Raw genomic sequence first — 17,769 nt, 5'->3', positions numbered from 1 at the left:
CGCGCCCGACTTTTCGCGTCACGCGGAGCGCCCGACTTTTCGCGTCACGCGGAGCGCCCGACTTTTCGCGTCACGCGGAGCGCCCGACTTTTCGCGCCACGCGGAGCGCCCGACTTTTCGCGCCACGCGGAGCGCCCGACTTTTCGCGTCACGCGGAGCGCCCGACTTTTCGCGCCACGCGGAGCGCCCGACTTTTCGCGCCACGCAGGAGTCGTGGCACGGAGTGCCCAACTGTCGCACCAACCAAGATTCGCGCCGCGCAGAGCCGCACCGGCCAGGAGTTGAGCCCGCAGGCGTTTGGGGCTTGAGGCGCCGCAGACGTTGAGCGCCGCGAGAGTGGAGGCACAGGCGAGGCTCAGCTCCGTAAGGTGCGCCGGCGAAGGGGCAGCACGGAGTGTGATGGCTTGAGTACGCGACGTCCTCCGTTCGGAGGACCCGTCCGGCAACTCGGGGGACCCTAGACGCACCCCATTCCAACTTCAGAGTTCCGCCGCCTGACCGATCAGGGATTTCGCAAAGGTCGAAACCCTGTGAGCAGTGAGGAGGCGACACCACGTGCTGAAGAGCCGGCTCAGCGCCTGGTTCGCGGTCTGGATGGGACTGCTCACCGTTGCGTTCTACCTGTGGCCCGACCAGCACATGCTGTGGTGGGGCGCGATCGGCCTGTCCAGCGTGGCCGGGGTCGTCGTCGGGGTCGTCGTGCACAAGCCGAGCCGGCGGTGGCCGTGGCTGCTGCTGGCGGCCGCGCTGGGCTGCTTCGGGGCCGGGGACTTCCTGTACAACCTGCTCACCGATGTCTTCGCGCTCGAGAACCCGTTCCCGTCGGTCAACGACGTGCTGTACCTGGCGATGTATCCGCTCGTCGCCGGCGGCCTGCTGGGCTTCATCCGCTCCCGTACCGGGCGCAACAACCGCGACAGCCTGATCGACGCGGCCACGTTCACGATCGGCCTGGCCCTGCTGTCCTGGATCTTCCTGATCGACCCGTATGTCCGCAGCACCGAGCTGACGCTGCTGCAGAAGCTGGTGTCGATCGCGTACCCGCTCGGCGACGTGCTGACCCTGGCCGTCTTCGTCCGGCTGCTCACCGGCGGGATGCGCCGCAACGGCACGATCAACTTCCTCGGCCTCGGCACCGCCGGGCTGCTCGCCGCCGACGTCGTCTACGGGCTCATCCAGCTCAACGGCTCCTGGCACGTCGGCGGCCCCACCGACCTCGGCTGGGTGCTGTGCTACTCGGCGTGGGCGGCGGCCGCCCTGCACCCGTCGATGACGGAGATGACGGAGCCGACCCGCTCGTCGGCGACCACCGACCTCAGCGGGCGCCGCATCGTGCTGCTCGGCCTGGCCTCGCTGATCGCGCCGGCCGTGCTGCTGATCGAGGCCAGCCTCGGCACCGTCCGGGACGCGGCCGTCATCGCCGCCGCCTCCGGTGTGATGTTCGCGCTCGTGCTGACCCGCCTGGCCGGGGTCATGGGCAACCACCGCCAGTCCCTGACCCGCGAGCGGGGGCTGCGCGCGGCCACCACCACGCTCGTGGCCGCGGCCGACACCGGCGAGGCCCTCGCCGCCGTCCAGACCACCCTCGAGCGGCTGCTGCCGGCCGACACCCCGCACGTCGTCGCGCTCATCCGGGTCGGCGACGAGGAGGAGCTGCCGGCGCCGGGCCTGGTGCGCGTCTCCGGGCTGGCCCCGGACGTGCGGGCCCAGCTGCGCGAGTTCAGCTCGACGCTGCGCCACCCGCTCGGCGCCACCAGCGACACCCTGTATCTCGCCGCCCCGACCGAGGTCCTGCAGCTGCTGCAGCCGACGTTCGAGGTGCTCGCCGCGCAGGCCGCCATGGCCCTGGAGCGGATCACGCTGTCGGCCGAGGTGAACCGGCGCAACAGCGAGGCGTACTTCCGCACCCTGATCCACAACACGTCCGACGTCATCCTGATCATCGACGACAACGACGTCATCCAGTATGCGAGCCCGGCGGCCGGCACGGTCTTCGGCGACGAGCGTATCGCCGGCTACGAGCTGTGGGAGTTCCTGGCCCGCGACGAGCGGGCCCGCCTGGCCGAGCTGCTCGGCCAGGTCCGCCACGGCCTGCACAGCCACGACGTCATGGACGTGCGGGCCGAGCGGGTCGACGGCTCCGGCCTGCTGGTCGAGATCGACTGCCGGGACCTGCGCTCCGACACCACCGTCGGCGGCCTGGTGCTGACGGTGCGGGACGTGACCGAGCGCCGGCGAATGGAGGAGCAGCTGATCCGCCAGGCGTTCCACGACTCGCTCACAGGCCTGGCCAACCGGGTGCTCTTCGGCGACCGGGTCGAGCAGGCCGTCTTCCGCGGCCAGCGCGACGGCACCCTGGTCGGCGTCCTGTTCATCGACCTCGACGACTTCAAGATCGTCAACGACACGCTCGGCCACGCCATCGGCGACGAGCTGCTCAAGGCCGTCGGCAAGCGGATCACCGGCGAGCTGCGCCCGACCGACACCGTGGCCCGGCTCGGCGGCGACGAGTTCGCCGCGCTCATCGAGGCCGACTCCATCGCCGACCTCGAGCTGGCCGCCGAGCGCATCAACATCGCCCTCGCGGAGCCGTTCGCGGTGGCCGGCGACTCGGTCAACGGCATCAGCAGCATCGGCCTGTCCACCACGATCGACGCGAACTCGGCCGAGGAGCTCCTGCGCCAGGCCGACCTCGCGCTCTACGTGGCCAAGGGCGCCGGCAAGGGGCAGTGGCGGCGGTACCAGTCGGACCTGCACACCGCGGTGCTGGAGCGCCTGGAGCTGCGCGCCGCCCTCGACCAGGCGGTCAAGGAAAGCCAGTTCGTGCTGCAGTACCAGCCGATCGTCGATCTTGCGACGGGCGTGCCGCTGGGCTTCGAGGCGCTCGTCCGGTGGAACCACCCGACCCGGGGCATGATCGCGCCCGGCCACTTCATCGAGGTGGCCGAGGAGAGCGGGCTCATCGTGCCGATGGGGCGGATGGTCCTGCAGCAGGCGCTGAACACGGCCGGCCGCTGGCAGCGGTCCACGGCGCCCGGCGCGCTGCGCTACATCAGCGTCAACGTCTCGGCCCGGCAGTTCCGGACCCCCGGCTTCGTCGAGGAGGTGCGCCAGATGCTGCGCGCGTCCGGCGTCGAACCCGGCACGCTGCTGCTGGAGATCACCGAGAGCCTGCTGCTGCGCAACGACGACACGGTCCGGGCCGACCTCGACGCGCTGCGGGCGATGGGCATCCGGCTCGCCATCGACGACTTCGGCACCGGCTACTCCTCGCTGTCCTACCTGCAGCACATGCCGATCGACGTGCTGAAGATCGACAAGTCGTTCATCGACGACATGCTCTCCTCGACGCAGCAGCGGGCGGTCGTGACCGCGATCGTCCAGCTGGCCCAGACCTTCAACCTCTCGGTCGTCGCCGAGGGCGTCGAGGAGCCGGGCCAGCGCGAGGCGCTGCACGAGATCGGCTGCCCCTACGGCCAGGGCTACCTGTTCGCCCGGCCGCTCAGCGAGCCCGACGCGTTCGCGCTCATCCCGAAGACCGCGCCATTCGCCGCGATGGCGTAGAGAACCCGCTCCGGCGATCCCGGGCGGGGGCAGTACCCCAGGAAAATCCTCAAAACCATGGAAGGTAGACCCGAATGACCGTCCACCCGCTGCACAGCCACCAGGGCACCCAGGGCACCTACGTCCGCAAGGACGGCCGCTGGGACGACCTGGAGCGCCTGCGCACGACCAGCCCGATGTACGACGCCGTCATCGAGGAGATCGACGGCCGCCGGATCCGGGTGGGCAGTCACTGGCTGACCGACTGGGCCTCGTGCAACTACCTCGGCTTCGACCTCGAGCCCGAGATCATGGACGCCGTCGAGCCGTACATCCGCACCTGGGGCACGCACCCGAGCTGGTCGCGGCTGCTGGGCAACTCCCGGCCGTACATCGACATCGAGGAGCGCCTCACCGAGCTGCTCGGCGCGCCCGACACCCTGCTGCTGCCGACGATCACGCACATCCACATGTCGGTGATCCCGATCCTGGCCGGCGACGGCACGATCTTCCTCGACTCGCAGTCGCACAAGACCATCTACGACGGCTGCATGTACGCCAAGGGCCTCGGCGCCACCGTGCAGCGCTTCCGGGCCGGCGACCCCGAGCACCTCGCCGAACTGCTCGCCCAGGCCCCGGCCGGCAAGGCCAAGCTCATCGCGATGGACGGCGTCAACAGCATGACCGGCCTCGCGCCCGACCTGGCCCGCTTCGCCGAGGTGGCGCGGCAGTACGACGCGCTGCTGTACGTGGACGAGGCCCACGGCTTCGGGGTCATCGGCGAGCGGCGCGAGGACGAGACGTCGCCCTACGGCTCGCGCGGCAACGCGATCGTGAAGTACGCGGGCGAGAGCTACGACAACATCGTGCTCGTCGGCGGCTTCTCGAAGTCCTACTCGTCGCTGATGGCGTTCCTGGCCCTGCCGACGTGGCTCAAGAACCACCTCAAGGTCGCGGCCCCGCCGTACCTGTACTCCGGCCCCTCCCCCACGGCCTCCCTGGCCACGGTCCTGGCCGGCCTCGACGTCAACGAGAAGCGCGGCGACGACATCCGGGCCGATCTGTACCGCAAGACGATGCGCGTGCTCAACCACGTCCGCGACCTCGGCGTCTACACCCCGAACACCGGCACCACGCCGATCATCGAGCTGCCGCTGGCACCGGGCGAGGACATCGCCGCCGTCGGGCAGTACCTGTGGGACAACGAGACCTACGTGACCCTCGCCGCCTACCCGCTGGTCCCCCGCGACCAGGTCGGGTTCCGCGTCCAGGTCACCGCGGCCAACACCGACGCGGAGATCGACCAGCTCAACGGCGTGCTGACCCAGCTGGCCGGGGCCGGCCGTCTCCTGCGGACGGACGTGAACACCCTCGGGAACGCGGCTTGAGCGAGCACGCCTTCCAGGCCCGCCACCGGGCCCGGCGGCAACTGCCGGGCCTGCTGATCCCCCTGCGCAACCGGGACTTCCGGCTGCTGTGGACCGGGATGAGCGGATCGCTGATCGGCGACGGGGTCCTCCTCGTCGCCATGGCCTGGCAGGTGTACGCGCTGTCGGACGCGCCCGCGGCGATGTCGGTCGTCGGGTTCGCCCTCACCCTGCCCCAGGTCGTCACCCTGCTGTTCGGCGGCGTGGTCAGCGACCGGTTCGACCGGCGGAAGATCATGCTGGCGACGGACGTGGTGCGGGGCGCGGCGCTGGCCGTCCTCGCCGCGCTCAGCCTCAGCGGCGCGATCCAGGTGTGGCACATCGTGGCCCTGGTCGCGGTGTACGGGGCGGCGTCGGGCTTCTTCGGCCCGGCGTTCGACGGGCTCGTGCCCACCCTGGTCGACGGGGACGAGCTGGTCCGGGCCAACGCGCTGGACCAGTTCGTCCGGCCGGCCGCCCTGCAGATGGCCGGGCCGTCGCTCGGCGGCGTGCTGATCGCCGCCGGCGGCGCCGGCCTGGCCTTCGCCGTGGACGCGGCCACGTTCGCCGTCTCCGCGGGCTGCCTGCTGCTGATGCGATCCCGAGCCACGCCGTCCGACGCCTCCGAAACATCGGAAGGTTCGGTGTGGACCGAGCTCAAGGAGGGCATGAGCTACGTGCGCGGCAACGTGTGGCTCTGGGGCACGTTCGTCGCCGCCACCTTCACCTACCTGCTGTTCATCGGCCCCACCGAGGTACTGCTGCCCCTGGTGGTCAAGCACGAACTGCACGGCACGGCGGGTGACCTCGGCCTCATCCTGGCCAGCGGCGGGGTCGGCGCCATCGCGGCGGCGCTCATCGTCGGCCAGCGCGGGGTACCCAAGGAGTACATGAAGTTCATCTACTGCAGCTGGACCCTCGCGACGCTCGCGGTCGCGGGCTACGGCCTGGCCACGTCGTCGTGGACCCTCGCGATCGCGTGCGCCCTGGTCAACGGCCTGGAGGCGGCCGGGACCATCGCCTGGGCGACGGCGAAGCAACGCCTGGTGCCGGAGGAGCTGATGGGACGGGTCTCGTCGGTCGACTGGTTCATCTCGATCGCCCTGGTACCGCTGAGCTACGCCATGGCCGCGCCGGTCGCCAACGCCATCGGCATCCAGAACACGCTCATCGGCGCCGGCGTGCTCGGGGCCGCGGTGACCCTCGCGTTCCTGTACCTGCCGGGCATGCGCGCGCCGAAACAGTTGGAGTTGGCCGCATGAGCGGGCGTGCAGCGAAACGGCGGGCCCGTTCGTGCGGTGGCGCAGCCGTGTTCGCCGCCGCCGAAGGCGGCTTGGGGGAATCATGAGTGACGTCGTTGCCATGGTGGACCGGCTCGGGCAGGCCTTCCTCGCCCGCGACCTCGAGGGCGTCATGGCCTGCTTCGTGCCGGAGGACGACATCACGTACGTCGGCTCGGAGGCCGGCGAGTGCGCCACCGGCCGCGCGGCCGTGCGGGAGCTCCTGGCGGGGCTCTTCGCACGGCCGGCGGCGTACACGTGGCAGGCCACCTCGGCCACGGTCCACACCCTGCCCGGCGGCGCCTTCGTGATCGCCGAGGCCGACGGCGCCGAACACACCGCCGCCGGCACGGTCGAACCCTTCCCGTACCGCATCACCGGCCTGCTGTCCCGGCGCAACTCCGGCGCCTGGCTGTGGCGAGCGATCCAAGGCTCAGAACCCACCTAGAACCGGACATAACTGCGGCTTGTCCGGCTCCGGCAATAACGCTATTGTTATTGCGTGGCACGAGGCGGTTGGGTGGTGGAGTTCCATGCCGAGTGCGAGAAATGGGCCGAAAGCCTCGACCAGCCGGACACCGAGGCGCTCCTGGCGGCGATCCGGATCCTCCGGGATTTCGGTCCAGGCCTGGGCCGGCCGCTGGTCGACACCATCACCAGCAGTCAGCACGCCAACATGAAGGAGCTACGCCCCGGCTCGACCGGCCGGACCGAGATCCGCCTGCTGTTCGCCTTCGACATGCAACGGCAGGCCATCCTGCTCGTCGGCGGCGACAAGAGCGGCAACTGGTCCCGCTGGTATGAGACCAACATCCCCCTCGCCGATGCGCGGTTCAGCGAACATCAGGCGGCATTCTGGGCACGGCGAAACCAATCGGTGCAAGCGCGAGGCGAGACCTCAGGGACGCGACGTAGGAGGCGGCGATGAGTCTGCGGGACTGGGAGCAGCGGGTTCTGGCCGTCGAGGGCGCGGCCGAGCGGGTGTCCGCGGTTGAGGAACAGCTGCGGCTGGCCATCGGACTGACGGCGCTGCGGGAGCGGACCGGCCTCAGCCAGGCCGAGCTGGCCGCCCGCATCGGCGTGTCCCAGCCGCGCGTGGCCGCCATCGAGCGGTCGACGAACATCACCATCGACCTGCTGGAGCGCTACGTCACCGCGGTGCTGCCCGGCGGCGGGCTGGAGATCGTCGCCGTGCAGGGGCACCACCGCTTTCCGCTGATGGCCCCGGCCGAGACCGCCGCCGCGGACACCGTTCCCGCGCCGGAGCAGGCGGCCTCATAGCGCCAGGTCGGCGCAGGTGGACTCGTGGGGCAGGAGGGGGCGGAAGGACACCTGCCAGCGGGTGTCGCCCGAGAGCCACGGGGTGCGGCGGGTGGCTTTTGCCGCGGCGGACAGCAGCGGGGCGGCGTCCACCGTGACGCAGTGGACGCGGAGGCGGTCGGCCACCTCGCCCGGGAGCGGGGTCGGGCCGGGCCAGTCCATCGCGGGTGGGTCGATCGCGGCGGCGTCCCGGCTCGGCGGCCACGGCTCGGCCACCGCGGCCATCAGCTTCGGCTCGTAGGGCTCCGTGCCGCCCCGCTCCAGGTCCCGCAGCGAGTGCACCAGATCCTCCAGGGGCTGGCGGGCCCGGGTCTGCGACAGGCTCAAGCCGCCGTGGAGGCCGAGCGCGGGCACGTCCGTCGTCAGGCGGCCCGACGAAGCCAGGACACTGATCCGAGTGCCCGGGGCGTCCATCACCTGCGGGACACCGAGATCGGCGCCGTTGCCGACGCCGGCCTCCAGTGCGCGCTCCGCCCACCGCCGCACCTCGGCCGGCGGCACGTGCCGCAGCCGCGCGTTCGGCAGAGCCGGGGCCGTAGACCCGGCCGACACCGGGCCGTTGACGATCACCCGGCCGTCGCCGTACACACTCACCTGCGGCAACTCGCTGAACGCCGTCGCCGGAGTGACCAGGCCGCCCGACGTGTGCACCTGCAGGACCAGGTCATCCGGGGCGTACGACGCCGGCGGTGAGCCCACGATCGCGGGTGAACCACAGCCGGCCGTCACCAGCACGACCGCCACGAGCAGGCGCGAGAACCTCATGCCCGGATTCGACGCGGCCGGCCGTCCAAAAGTTCCGACTAACAGTGTTAGTTTTGGGCCATGCGAACCGTCTACTTCGCCGCCGCCCGGCGCACGCCGATCGGCCGGCTCCGTGGCGCGCTCAGCCACGTCCGGCCCGACGACCTCGCGGCGGCCGTGGTCAAGGAACTCGTCACGGGCGTCGACCCGGCCCGCGTCGACGAGGTCTACTGGGGCGCGGCCAACCAGGCCGGCGAGGACAACCGCAACGTCGCCCGCATGGCGGTCCTGCTCGCCGGCCTCCCCGACAGCGTGCCCGGCGCCACCGTCAACCGGCTGTGCGCGTCGGGGATGGAGGCGGTGACCGTCGCCGCCCGCACCATCGCCGCGGGTGAGGCCGACATCGTCGTGGCCGGCGGGTCCGAGTCGATGAGCCGGGCGCCGTTCGTCCTGCCCCGCCCCGACGACAGCCTCCCCAACTCGATGGCCATCGCCGACACCCGCCTCGGCTGGCGCCTGGTCAACCCGCGCATGCGCGACCGGCACGGCCTGCTGAGCATGGGTGAGACGGCGGAGGAGGTCGCCGCCCGCCACGGCATCGGCCGCGAGCGCCAGGACGCCTTCGCCCTGCGCAGCCACCAGCGGGCCGCGGCGGCGAGCAAGAACGGCCACTTCGCCGCCGAAATCCTGCCGGTCGAGGGGGTGAGCGCCGACGAGGGCATCCGCGCCGACACCAGCCTCGAGAAGCTCGCCAAGCTCAAGCCCGTGTTCCGCGCCGGCGGCACGGTGACGGCCGGGAACGCCTCCCCTTTGAACGACGGTGCGGCGGGGGTACTGCTCGTGAGCGAGGACGCGCTCAACGACCTCGACCTGGAGCCACTCGGCCGCTACGTGGCCGGAGCGTCGGCCGGTGTGCACCCGGACGTCATGGGGATCGGGCCGGTGCCGGCGACCCGCAAGGTCCTCGCCCGGGCCGGCTGGTCGATCGGCGACATCGAGCAGGCCGAGCTCAACGAGGCCTTCGCGGCCCAGGTGCTGGCCTGCACCGACGAGCTCGGCCTCGACCCCGAACTGGTCAACCCGGACGGCGGGGCGATCGCGATCGGGCACCCGCTCGGCTGCTCGGGCGCGCGGATCCTCACGACGCTGCTGCACCGGCTGCGGCGGACCGGCGACGCGCGGGGGCTGGCGACGATGTGTGTCGGTGTCGGGCAGGGATCGGCAGTACTGGTGGAGAGGGTCTGACGAGATGCGTTTTCAGGGCCGGACGGCCGTCGTGACGGGCGGGGCGCAGGGCATCGGGGCCGCGACCGCCGCCCTCCTGCGCGAGCAGGGTGCCGACGTGGTGGTGCTCGACCTCAAGGCCGGTGACGGGGTCGTCGCCTGCGACGTGACCGACAAGGCGCAGGTCGACGAGGTGTTCGCCGGGATCGGCCGGATCGACATCCTCGTCAACAACGCCGGGATCACCCGGGACAACCTGCTGTTCAAGATGCCGTTCGACGAGTGGACGGCCGTGCTCAACACCAACCTGACCAGCATGTTCCTGTGCACGCAGGCGGCGCAGCGGGTGATGGTGGCGCAGCGCTACGGCCGGATCGTCAACCTCAGCAGCCGCTCCGCCCTCGGCAACCGGGGCCAGGCCAACTACGCCGCGGCGAAGGCCGGCGTGCAGGGGCTGACCGCGACGCTGGCGATCGAGCTGGGGCCGTACGGGATCACCGTCAACGCCGTCGCGCCCGGCTACATCGCCACCCCGATGACCGCGGCCACCGCCGAGCGGGTCGGCAGCACCGCCGAGGAGCACCAGGCGCAGGTGGCCGAGCGCACGCCGCTGCGCCGGGTCGGCCGGCCCGAGGAGGTCGCCGCCGTCATCGCGTTCCTGGCCAGCGACGAGGCCTCCTACGTCTCCGGCCAGACCCTGTACGTCAACGGCGGCGCCCGCTAGCTAGCGGCTACTTCAGCACCAGGTCGACCTCGACGACGTCGCCGGCCTGCCGGTCCTTGTGATCGCCGAGGTCGACCACCCGCAGCTTGTACACCCCCGCCAGGTCCTTCTTGACCTGGAACGCGAGGTCGTCGCCGACCGCGTTCTGCCCGCTGGAGAGGGCCTCGTTGGGGGCGGTCAGCGGGCCGATCTCGGTGCCGTCGGGGGCGCCGAGGCGGAAGTGCTCCTGCCCGACGTACAGGCTCGACTTCCCCGTGTACTGGATGTCGACCTTGCACATGACGACGCGGTAGCCCTTCTTCGCCTGCCCGTTGTAGTCGAAGAAGCCGCCCCGCACGTCGCAGGTGGTGAACGTCGCGGTGACGTCGTGCACCGTGACCTTCTTGTTCGTGACCAGGTTGGCCGGCTCGTAGGCGAGGACGTCCCCGGTGGCGAGGGAGATCTTCGGCTGCTCGCGGTCGCCCTCGCCGAAGATGAACTCCCCGGTGGCGATGCTGGCCTTCAGCGGGTCGTAGATGCTGAAGTCCATGTTGTAGTTGCTCTTCTGCCCGGCCGCGACCGTGGTGCTCTCCCGGAACGAGCCCGTGTACTGCTGCCCGCCGACGTTGAACACCGTGGGCAGATATGGCGTGTCGTTGTCGGTGCCCAGGTTCTCCACGATCATCTCGGCCGAGAGCTGGTGCGAGCTCGCCTTGGCGTCGTAGGTGAGCTTCCCGACGGTGATCTTGAACTGGGCGAACCAGACCGACTTGTTGACGTTGACCGCCTGCTGGTCGGCGCCGGGCTTGGCGTCCTTGGTCCCGCCGACCGCGCCCGCGCCGGTGCCGGCGGTGCTGCGGTTGCCGCCGTTCACACCGTTGCCGCTGCCGGCCGCGCCCGTGTTGCCGGTGTCGGGCTTGTCGTCGCTGACGGCGTTCCACGCGACCACCCCGCCCACGCCGAGCAGCAGCACGCACGCGGCGATGATGGCGACGAGCACGCCCGCGTTCATGCCGGAGCGGACCGGGCGCACGGGCTGGACCGGCCGGAACGGCGGCGCGATCGGCGGCGGCGCCCCGAACGCCGCGGTCGGGTGCGGGTGCGGCGGCGCACTGGTCGGCGGTGCGCTGGTCGGCGGCGACATCGGCGTGCTCGCGGACTGGAAGGCGGCGGGCGAGACCGGGCTCGGCGGCGGCGCGGAGACCGGCGCGGCGCCCGAGACCGGCATCCCGACGGGGCCCGAGATCGGGGCGTTCGGCGGGGCCATGGGCGGCATGGGCACGCCCATCATCGGGGGCCGCGGACCGGGCGGCGCGGCCGGCGGGAACGGGGCCGGGCGGGCCGGCGACGGCATCGCGGCCAGCACGCTGCCCAGGGCCACGACCAGCTCCGGCTGCTCGATCAGCGTCGGTGCGACCCCGAGCCGCTGGTGCAGCAGGGTGCTGACCATCGGGATCCGGCTGGAGCCGCCGACCAGGAACAGGCCGCCGATCTGATCCGTGCGGACCCCGGCCCGCTGCAGGGTGCTCGCGGTGAGGTCCACCGTGCGCTGGAGGTACGACCGGGAAAGCTGTTCGAACTCGGTTCTGGTGACGTGGATGTCGGTCTCGATCAGCGGCAGGTGGATGCTGGCCGTGGAGGCGCGCGAGAGCTGCTCCTTGGCCGAGCGGACGTCCTCGCGGAGCAGGTGGTTGCGGCGCCGGCCGGCGTCGTCGGACGGCTCGACCAGCTGCCGCCAGCGGTCCGGGTCGCTCACCGTCAGCGTCTGGCCGAGGTGCGAGATGATCGCCGCGTCCAGGTCGACCCCGCCGACGTCGGGCAGGCCGTCGCTGGCCAGCACGTCCCAGCCGCCGTCGGGGCGGCGGCGCAGGACGGTGGTGTCGAACGTGCCGCCGCCGAAGTCGTAGACCACCAGCACGCCGCCGGGGACGATGGTGCGCCCGAGGACGGTGGTGAAGTAGGCGGCGGCCGCGATCGGCTCCGGCACCAGGATCGGCGACGGCATGCCGGCCCGGGCCGCGGCGTCGGCCAGGACGGCCCGGCGCTGGGTGGCCCAGTTGGCCGGGTAGGTCAGCACGGTGCGCACCGGCATGATCCCCAGGACCCGCGACGCCTCGTCCGCGGTGCGCCGCAGCAACGCCGCCAGCAGGTCCGAGACGGCGTATTCGCGCTGGCCCAGCAGCACCGTGCCGTCGTCGATCCGGCGCTTCGGGTTGGGTTCGAAGCGGGACGGGTCGAGCCGGGCACTGCGCTCGGCATCCCTGCCGACGAGCAGGTGCCCGTCGACCTCGGCGTACACCGACGACGGCAGCAGGAAGCTGGCGTCGAACAGCAGCGGCTGGCTACGACCGTCGGCGGCGGTCAGTGCGGCGACGGTGTGCGTGGTGCCCAGGTCGACGCCCAGCTGCGACTCGATATGCCTCGTCACGCCGACACGGTATCGCCTCCGCTCAACGTCGGGCGCCGGCGGCCGCCTTCACCTCCTCGCCGGTGCTGACGGTCTTGACCAGGGGCGTGTCGACCAGGTGCTCGGCCAGGAACCAGGCCTGCAGCTCGCCGGTGCGGACAATGTCGGATACCAGCAGGTCGTTGGTGCCGTCGTCGCCGAGCTCCATGACCCGGGCGGCGGCGTCGTGGGCCTCGGTCAGGATCAGCTCGTGGGCCTCCAGGAGCCGGGAGAGCATGGCCGGGACCTCCTCGGCCCCGTCCGGCGGCCGCGGCACCCGGGTCAGCTCGGCCACGTGCCGGGGGTCCCCGACCGCGATGCCGCCCAGCGTCTGCACCCGCTCGGCCAGGGCGTCGACCAGCTCCAGCTGCTCCCCGGCGTGCTTGTCGAGGAGCAGGTGCAGCTGGTAGAAGGTCGGGCCGCGCATGAGCCAGTGGTGCTTCTTGTACAGCGCGAAGAGGATCTGCGTGTCGGCCAGCACCTGGTTGAGCCGCTCGCAGGAGTACTGCCGGGCCTCGTACGACAGCGCCACCGGAAACTGCCGGAGCTGCCCGAACTTCTGGATCTCGCGCCCCTGCTGGTGCAGCCACGGCTGGCTGGAGGTCTTACCTGGGTCCTTTTTCTTGGTCGCTGGCATGACGGGGCCTGTGCCCCCGCCGGCGAGCCTTAGGCTCACCTTGTGCGGTGAGCGCATTTTTTCAAGATCGGCCCACACAGGGGATGATGGGTATAGGTAAGCTGCGATCCCGAACCACGTGTTGAGCGGCTAGAGCTACGGGGGGTGCCGGCCTGATGACACAAACGCCAGTGTCCGCGCGGCCCGAGACGGCCGCGGACCGGCCGCGGCCGCGGCGGCGCCGCGGATATGTCGGCGGGGTCCACGTCGGGCGGCTGGTGCTCATCGAGGCCGTCCTGCTCCTGATCGCGGCCATGGTGCCGCACGGGCCGATCGTGGCCGGGATCGCCGGGTTCGCGGGCCTGCTGGTGCTGCTGGTGGCGCTGCTGCGCAGCCGAGGACGGTGGTGGCTGGAGCGGCGGGCGATGAGCCGCGAGCACAACCGCCGCCGCGACGCCGGGCCCGACCCGGCCCCGGAGCCGGACCGGCGCCTGGTGATGCTGCGCACGCTCGCACCGGGCCTGCAGGTCCGGGAGGTGACCGGTGCCACCGCCGAGGGGCCCAGGATCGGGGTCGGGTGCGACGCCGCCGGGTGGTACGCGGCGGCGGTCCTCGGCAGCGGCGACTCCATGCGGGGCGATGCCGAGCCGGGGGTACCGCTGGATCTGCTGGCGCGTGTCCTGGACGAGGCCGAGCACCCCGGCGCGGTCGTCCAGGTGACCACCGTGACCGTCCCGGCGCCCTGGCAGCCGGTCGACAACAACCAGTTCGCCGCCCGCTCCTACCGCGAGCTGCAGCACCTGCAGAGCGGCTCCCCGCTCCCGGCCGAGCGCACCACCTGGGTCGCGGTCCGCCTCGAGGCCCGCGCCCGGGCCGAGGTCGGCATGGCCGGCAGCTACGACGCCGAGCACGCGCCCGCCCTGGTCGGCTCCCTGATCCGCAAGGTCGGCCGGCTGCTGCGCGACGCCGGCCTGGAGCACCGCATCCTCACCGGCGACGAGCTCACCGACGCCGTCGCCCGGGCCTGCGAGCTCGACCCGGCCGTGCGCGGCGAGGCGTGGCGCCCGCGCGAGGACTGGACCGTGTGGCGCTCCGGCGAGCTGGCCCACACCGTCTTCTGGCTCAAGACCTGGCCGCGCCTGGACAACACCTCCGCGCTGCTGGAGCACCTGATCTCGCTGCCGTCGTCGTCCTCGGCGTCGTCGCTGATCCTGACCCGCGACGGCGGCGGGCTGGCCCTGCGCGGCCTGATCCGGGTCTCCGCCGTCCCGGCCGCCCTGGAGCCGTCGGCCCGGGCCCTCGAGGAGGCGGCCACGGCCGCGCACGCCGAGCTGGTCCGCCTCGACGGCGAGCACGGCCCGGGCATGTACGCCTGCGCCCCCACGGGCGGAGGTGCGAAGTGAGCCACAGCGCCGAGCCGCCACCGGAGCACCTGGGCTACTACCAGCCGCCGCCGCAACAGCAGGCCGCCGGCCGCGCCCAGGTGCCCGCGCAGCAGCCCACCCAGGCCCAGCTCGCCCAGTGGCACGCGGCCCAGCAGGCCCAGGCACACCAGGCCGCGCAGCAGGCCCAAGCTCAGCAGGCGCAGGCGCAGCAGGCGCAAGCCCAGCACGCCGCCCACCAGGCCCAGGCGCAGCAGGCCCGGTCGCATGTCACGACCGAGGTGCGACCGGCCGCCGCGCCGCCCCAGTTCGACCTCGAGACCTCCCTGTCCCGGACCGCGGCGCCGAATCTGCCCTGGCAGCAGGCCCAGGCCCAGGCCGCGGCGGCCGCGGTGGCGGCACCGCCGCAGGTGCAGCCGCAGGCCCAGCCGCGCACGCCGAGCCGGGCGACCCGCCAGGAGGGCCCGTCCGGGCCGCCGGCGCGGGCCGCGGCCGCGCCGAAGGGCAAGCCGCTCGCCGCGAGTTTGTCCCGGCTGCACATCGACTGGCACGACGTGACCCCGGCGGCACTCAAGCAGATGCGCGGCGGCACCGGCGCGACCGGCCTGATGCTGGGCGTGGACTACCAGCGCCAGCCGGTGCCGATCCGGCTGTTCCGGGCCGAGCCGACCCGGGTGACGCTGGTCGGCGGGCTGTGGGCGCAGCGGATCCTGGTCTTCCGGGCCCTGGCCCTCGGGGCCCGGGTGATCGTGCTGACCGGCGACCCGCGCCCGTGGCAGGGCCTCGGCGAGTGGGCCACCGGCCTCAACGACCGCCTGGTCCTGTGGAACGACCCGCGCCCGCCCGACGCGCCGGCCGCCGCCCGCCAGCCGCTGCTAGTCGTGACCGACGTCAGCCAGGTCGGCTTCGGCGCCCGCCCCGAGCTCGGCCCGTGGCGGACCGAGGTGACGGTGGTGCGCAAGCTCGGCGCCGAGCACGCGCACACGCTGCAGGGCTGCGACCTGGTGATGCTGCAGAAGCTCAACGCGCAGGAGGCCGTGGTCGCGGGCCAGGCCCTCAACCTCCCGGCCAGCGGCACCGGGCTGCTGCAGGAGATGACCCCGGAGATGCTGGCGCTGATGGGCGGTGGCGCCAACCGCTACGTCTGGCTCTCCCCGACCGCCGTCGAGCAGCAGTACCACGGCCCGCCGCAGCGGTGACGCTCAGTCCTCGCGGGGCCGGTTCTTCTCGCGCATGGCGGCCAGGAAGATCTCGTACATCTCCCGCAGCGCCTCCGGCGGCAGCTCCATCCCGTTGCTCCCGCCCGGGTTGAGCCGCAGCGCGCCGCCGTCCTCCGGCCAGGAGACGACGATGTCCACGAACGGCACCGCGATCCACTCCCGGTCGCCGACCTCGGACTGCAGCTGCGCCACCGACGTGAACGCGAAGATGACCTGGTGGCCGTCGACGCGCTCGGTACGCCACCACGGGAACTCGGGGTCGGTCACGTCGCGGGAGACGCTGGGCACGATCCGGTCGGTGCGCACCGCGGTCCAGTAGTCGCCCGGTTCGTGCGCGTCCGGGTCCGCCTCCGGGGTCAGCTCCTCCTCCGTCGGCAGCGGCAGGAGCAGGTGGGCCTCCAGCAGGGCGGCCAGGTAGGCCTCCCGGTTCTCGGCCCGGACGGCCTGGCGCAGCCGGTCGTCGAGGGGATACCACTCCGGCTCCCACGGCACCAGCGTCCGGATCGCGTCCGGGGACAGGTCGGCCTGCAGCGGCCGCCCCGGGTTGACGGTGATGCCCCAGCCGAGCGGCGCGATGGTGTGCACGAGCTCGAACAGCGGCGTGCGCCGCACGTGCGTGATCTCGGGCGGGAGCACGCTGCCGGACGTCCAGGCCAGCACGTAGGTGACGCCGCCGGCCGGGTAGGTGGCCAGCCGCACCGGTTCGCGGCCGGTGGCCACACCGGGGCTGATCGGCACGTACAGCGCCTCCTCGGCCAGCGCCTGGAGGTAGGCGAGCTGGTCCCTCCCGGCGACGGCGGCGGCCATCGCGGTCTCGGCCTCGCTCGTCGGCCGCCAGTCGGCAAAAGCGGGAACCGAAAAAGCCGAAGCCGAAGAGCCGGATCCGGATTCCGGGGCCGCTTCGCTCCCGCCCCGGGCAGGGGGCTCCGCGCCCCCTGCACCCCCTGCCATGCCCACGGTCACGCCCACGTCCCGTCGTCGAGGACCCGGGCCGGCCGGCGGCCGCCGAGGAGCGTGGCGATGGCCTCGTCGACGGAGGCCCCGGCGTACCAGTCGGCGGTGTGGTCGACGACGAACACCCGGCCCTGATCGTCGACGGCGAGCAGCCCGGCCCCGTCGTCCTGCTCGCCGAGCGGGGTCAGCCGGGCCCGGACGAGCTCGCCGAGCTCGGCCAGGGTAGAGGCGGCGTGCAGGCCGCGCAGCGGGTCGAAGACGATGCCGACCCCGGCGACCTCGGCCCCGTCGCCGCCGGCCCGAACGGTGAGCCCGCCGAACTCGGCGAACGCCGCGAGGGCGGCCGGCCCGACGGTGTGCTGATGCCCGGACGGGGAGGCGTGCGAGGCGAGCGCGAGGCCCCACATGCGGGCCCGGGGCGTCTCGTCGCGACCGGGCGCCCACCCGGCCTCCCGCAGCGCCGTCTCGACCCCGGCCGGAAAGCGTGCAGCCTCGGTCATGACTCCCCCACTTCGATGCCGAGCCAGTCCAGGAGCGCGGCGCAGGTGCGGCAGGGAGCGGCCGGGGTGCCGTGCTTCGGGTCGCCGTGTTCGCGGATGTGGACCAGCGACAGCCGGGCCCCCCACAGCTCCGCGCGTGCGGCCGCGGGCGTCAGGGGAGTACCCCCGTAAAGTCTTTCGGCGGCATGTAAACGGTCGGAGACGAGGACCATCTCCGCGCAGTTGCCGGCGTAGCGCTCCCGCGACTCGACCGGCAGCTCGTGCAGGAACCGCCGGATCAGCGCGTGCAGCTCGGGCGGCGTGTCGCCGCGGACCGACGTGTGCTGGAACACGGTGTCGCCCACCAGCAGCGCGCCCGCGGTCAGCGGCAGCCTGCGGCCGGATGTCGCCCTGGTCATGCAGGACAGGGTAACCGGCATAGGCGGGCATCG

The 17,769-nt window shown here is 72.5% G+C and carries 16 protein-coding genes; 10 read left to right on the top strand and 6 right to left on the bottom strand.

What is annotated here, in order from left to right; all coding sequences use genetic code 11:
* Positions 1-537: 537 nt before the first annotated feature.
* The 6 genes from ACIA8L_RS04695 to ACIA8L_RS04670 all read left to right on the top strand — a co-directional run bounded on the left by ACIA8L_RS04695 (position 538) and on the right by ACIA8L_RS04670 (position 7,510).
* Positions 538-3,564, top strand: a complete 3,027-nt coding sequence (locus ACIA8L_RS04695; protein WP_395900395.1) for a putative bifunctional diguanylate cyclase/phosphodiesterase — start codon at positions 538-540, stop codon at positions 3,562-3,564.
* Positions 3,565-3,638: 74 nt separating this feature from the next.
* Positions 3,639-4,931: an aminotransferase class I/II-fold pyridoxal phosphate-dependent enzyme gene (locus tag ACIA8L_RS04690; protein WP_395900393.1), complete on the top strand. Its 1,293-nt coding sequence runs from the start codon at positions 3,639-3,641 to the stop codon at positions 4,929-4,931.
* Positions 4,928-6,211, top strand: a complete 1,284-nt coding sequence (locus ACIA8L_RS04685; protein ID WP_395900391.1) for an MFS transporter — start codon at positions 4,928-4,930, stop codon at positions 6,209-6,211. Before ACIA8L_RS04690 ends, ACIA8L_RS04685 begins: the two co-directional genes overlap by 4 nt.
* A gap of 82 nt (positions 6,212-6,293) precedes the next feature.
* On the top strand, positions 6,294-6,677 hold the full coding sequence (locus ACIA8L_RS04680) for a YybH family protein (RefSeq protein WP_395900388.1): 384 nt from the start codon (positions 6,294-6,296) through the stop codon (positions 6,675-6,677).
* Between the two features lie 54 nt (positions 6,678-6,731).
* A complete protein-coding gene (locus ACIA8L_RS04675) occupies positions 6,732-7,157 on the top strand; it encodes a type II toxin-antitoxin system RelE/ParE family toxin (RefSeq protein ID WP_395900385.1) in 426 nt (141 codons plus the stop codon).
* Positions 7,154-7,510 carry a helix-turn-helix domain-containing protein gene (locus ACIA8L_RS04670; protein ID WP_395900383.1) on the top strand — a complete coding sequence of 119 codons (357 nt, stop codon included), beginning with the start codon at positions 7,154-7,156 and terminating at the stop codon, positions 7,508-7,510. Before ACIA8L_RS04675 ends, ACIA8L_RS04670 begins: the two co-directional genes overlap by 4 nt.
* Here the strand turns inward: ACIA8L_RS04670 and ACIA8L_RS04665 are convergent.
* Positions 7,505-8,314 carry a hypothetical protein gene (locus ACIA8L_RS04665; RefSeq protein ID WP_395900380.1) on the bottom strand — a complete coding sequence of 270 codons (810 nt, stop codon included), beginning with the start codon at positions 8,312-8,314 and terminating at the stop codon, positions 7,505-7,507. The genes ACIA8L_RS04670 and ACIA8L_RS04665 overlap by 6 nt on opposite strands.
* A 60-nt stretch (positions 8,315-8,374) precedes the next feature.
* On the opposite strand from ACIA8L_RS04665, the gene ACIA8L_RS04660 reads away from it, so the two are divergent.
* Positions 8,375-9,538 (top strand): thiolase family protein, encoded by a 1,164-nt coding sequence (locus ACIA8L_RS04660; RefSeq protein WP_395900377.1) that lies wholly within the window; start codon positions 8,375-8,377, stop codon positions 9,536-9,538.
* Between the two features lie 4 nt (positions 9,539-9,542).
* Positions 9,543-10,241, top strand: a complete 699-nt coding sequence (gene fabG / locus ACIA8L_RS04655) for a 3-oxoacyl-ACP reductase FabG (protein WP_395900375.1) — start codon at positions 9,543-9,545, stop codon at positions 10,239-10,241.
* A 7-nt stretch (positions 10,242-10,248) separates the two neighbouring features.
* On the opposite strand, the gene ACIA8L_RS04650 is transcribed toward fabG, so the two are convergent.
* Positions 10,249-12,648, bottom strand: coding sequence for an Hsp70 family protein (locus ACIA8L_RS04650; protein ID WP_395900373.1), 2,400 nt, complete (start codon positions 12,646-12,648; stop codon positions 10,249-10,251).
* Between the two features lie 22 nt (positions 12,649-12,670).
* Entirely contained in the window at positions 12,671-13,303 is a 633-nt protein-coding gene (locus ACIA8L_RS04645; protein WP_395900371.1) for a Dps family protein, read from the bottom strand.
* A 155-nt stretch (positions 13,304-13,458) separates the two neighbouring features.
* Between ACIA8L_RS04645 and ACIA8L_RS04640 the strand changes: the two genes are divergently transcribed.
* Both ACIA8L_RS04640 and ACIA8L_RS04635 read left to right on the top strand, forming a co-directional pair.
* Positions 13,459-14,685 (top strand): type VII secretion protein EccE, encoded by a 1,227-nt coding sequence (locus tag ACIA8L_RS04640; RefSeq protein ID WP_395900369.1) that lies wholly within the window; start codon positions 13,459-13,461, stop codon positions 14,683-14,685.
* The gene (locus ACIA8L_RS04635) at positions 14,682-15,863 is read left to right on the top strand and encodes a hypothetical protein (protein WP_395900367.1); all 1,182 of its coding nucleotides are present in this window, start codon (positions 14,682-14,684) and stop codon (positions 15,861-15,863) included. The genes ACIA8L_RS04640 and ACIA8L_RS04635 overlap by 4 nt, the downstream gene beginning before the upstream one ends.
* A gap of 3 nt (positions 15,864-15,866) precedes the next feature.
* Here ACIA8L_RS04635 and ACIA8L_RS04630 read toward each other — a convergent pair whose 3' ends face one another.
* The 3 genes from ACIA8L_RS04630 to ACIA8L_RS04620 all read right to left on the bottom strand — a co-directional run bounded on the left by ACIA8L_RS04630 (position 15,867) and on the right by ACIA8L_RS04620 (position 17,736).
* Positions 15,867-16,691 (bottom strand): SseB family protein, encoded by an 825-nt coding sequence (locus ACIA8L_RS04630; protein WP_395900364.1) that lies wholly within the window; start codon positions 16,689-16,691, stop codon positions 15,867-15,869.
* Positions 16,692-16,843: 152 nt separating this feature from the next.
* Positions 16,844-17,338, bottom strand: coding sequence for an SUKH-3 domain-containing protein (locus ACIA8L_RS04625; protein WP_395900362.1), 495 nt, complete (start codon positions 17,336-17,338; stop codon positions 16,844-16,846).
* Positions 17,335-17,736, bottom strand: coding sequence for a YwqJ-related putative deaminase (locus ACIA8L_RS04620; RefSeq protein WP_395900360.1), 402 nt, complete (start codon positions 17,734-17,736; stop codon positions 17,335-17,337). The genes ACIA8L_RS04625 and ACIA8L_RS04620 overlap by 4 nt, the downstream gene beginning before the upstream one ends.
* Positions 17,737-17,769 lie beyond the last annotated feature (33 nt).

The organism is Dactylosporangium sp. NPDC051541, assembly GCF_044454505.1.
Classification (GTDB): domain Bacteria; phylum Actinomycetota; class Actinomycetes; order Mycobacteriales; family Micromonosporaceae; genus Dactylosporangium.
The sequence above is the reverse complement of the archived record's forward strand: the minus strand, read 5'-3'. Positions and strand labels throughout refer to the sequence as shown.

Coding starts and splice junctions, on each gene's coding strand:
- ACIA8L_RS04660 (WP_395900377.1), top strand. CDS start 8,375: ATGCGAACCGTCTACTTCGCCGCCGCCCGGCGCACGCCGATCGGCCGG.
- ACIA8L_RS04665 (WP_395900380.1), bottom strand. CDS start 8,314: ATGAGGTTCTCGCGCCTGCTCGTGGCGGTCGTGCTGGTGACGGCCGGC.
- ACIA8L_RS04625 (WP_395900362.1), bottom strand. CDS start 17,338: ATGACCGAGGCTGCACGCTTTCCGGCCGGGGTCGAGACGGCGCTGCGG.
- ACIA8L_RS04670 (WP_395900383.1), top strand. CDS start 7,154: ATGAGTCTGCGGGACTGGGAGCAGCGGGTTCTGGCCGTCGAGGGCGCG.
- ACIA8L_RS04640 (WP_395900369.1), top strand. CDS start 13,459: ATGACACAAACGCCAGTGTCCGCGCGGCCCGAGACGGCCGCGGACCGG.
- ACIA8L_RS04645 (WP_395900371.1), bottom strand. CDS start 13,303: ATGCCAGCGACCAAGAAAAAGGACCCAGGTAAGACCTCCAGCCAGCCG.
- ACIA8L_RS04680 (WP_395900388.1), top strand. CDS start 6,294: ATGAGTGACGTCGTTGCCATGGTGGACCGGCTCGGGCAGGCCTTCCTC.
- ACIA8L_RS04690 (WP_395900393.1), top strand. CDS start 3,639: ATGACCGTCCACCCGCTGCACAGCCACCAGGGCACCCAGGGCACCTAC.
- ACIA8L_RS04620 (WP_395900360.1), bottom strand. CDS start 17,736: ATGACCAGGGCGACATCCGGCCGCAGGCTGCCGCTGACCGCGGGCGCG.
- ACIA8L_RS04630 (WP_395900364.1), bottom strand. CDS start 16,691: ATGGCCGCCGCCGTCGCCGGGAGGGACCAGCTCGCCTACCTCCAGGCG.
- fabG (WP_395900375.1), top strand. CDS start 9,543: ATGCGTTTTCAGGGCCGGACGGCCGTCGTGACGGGCGGGGCGCAGGGC.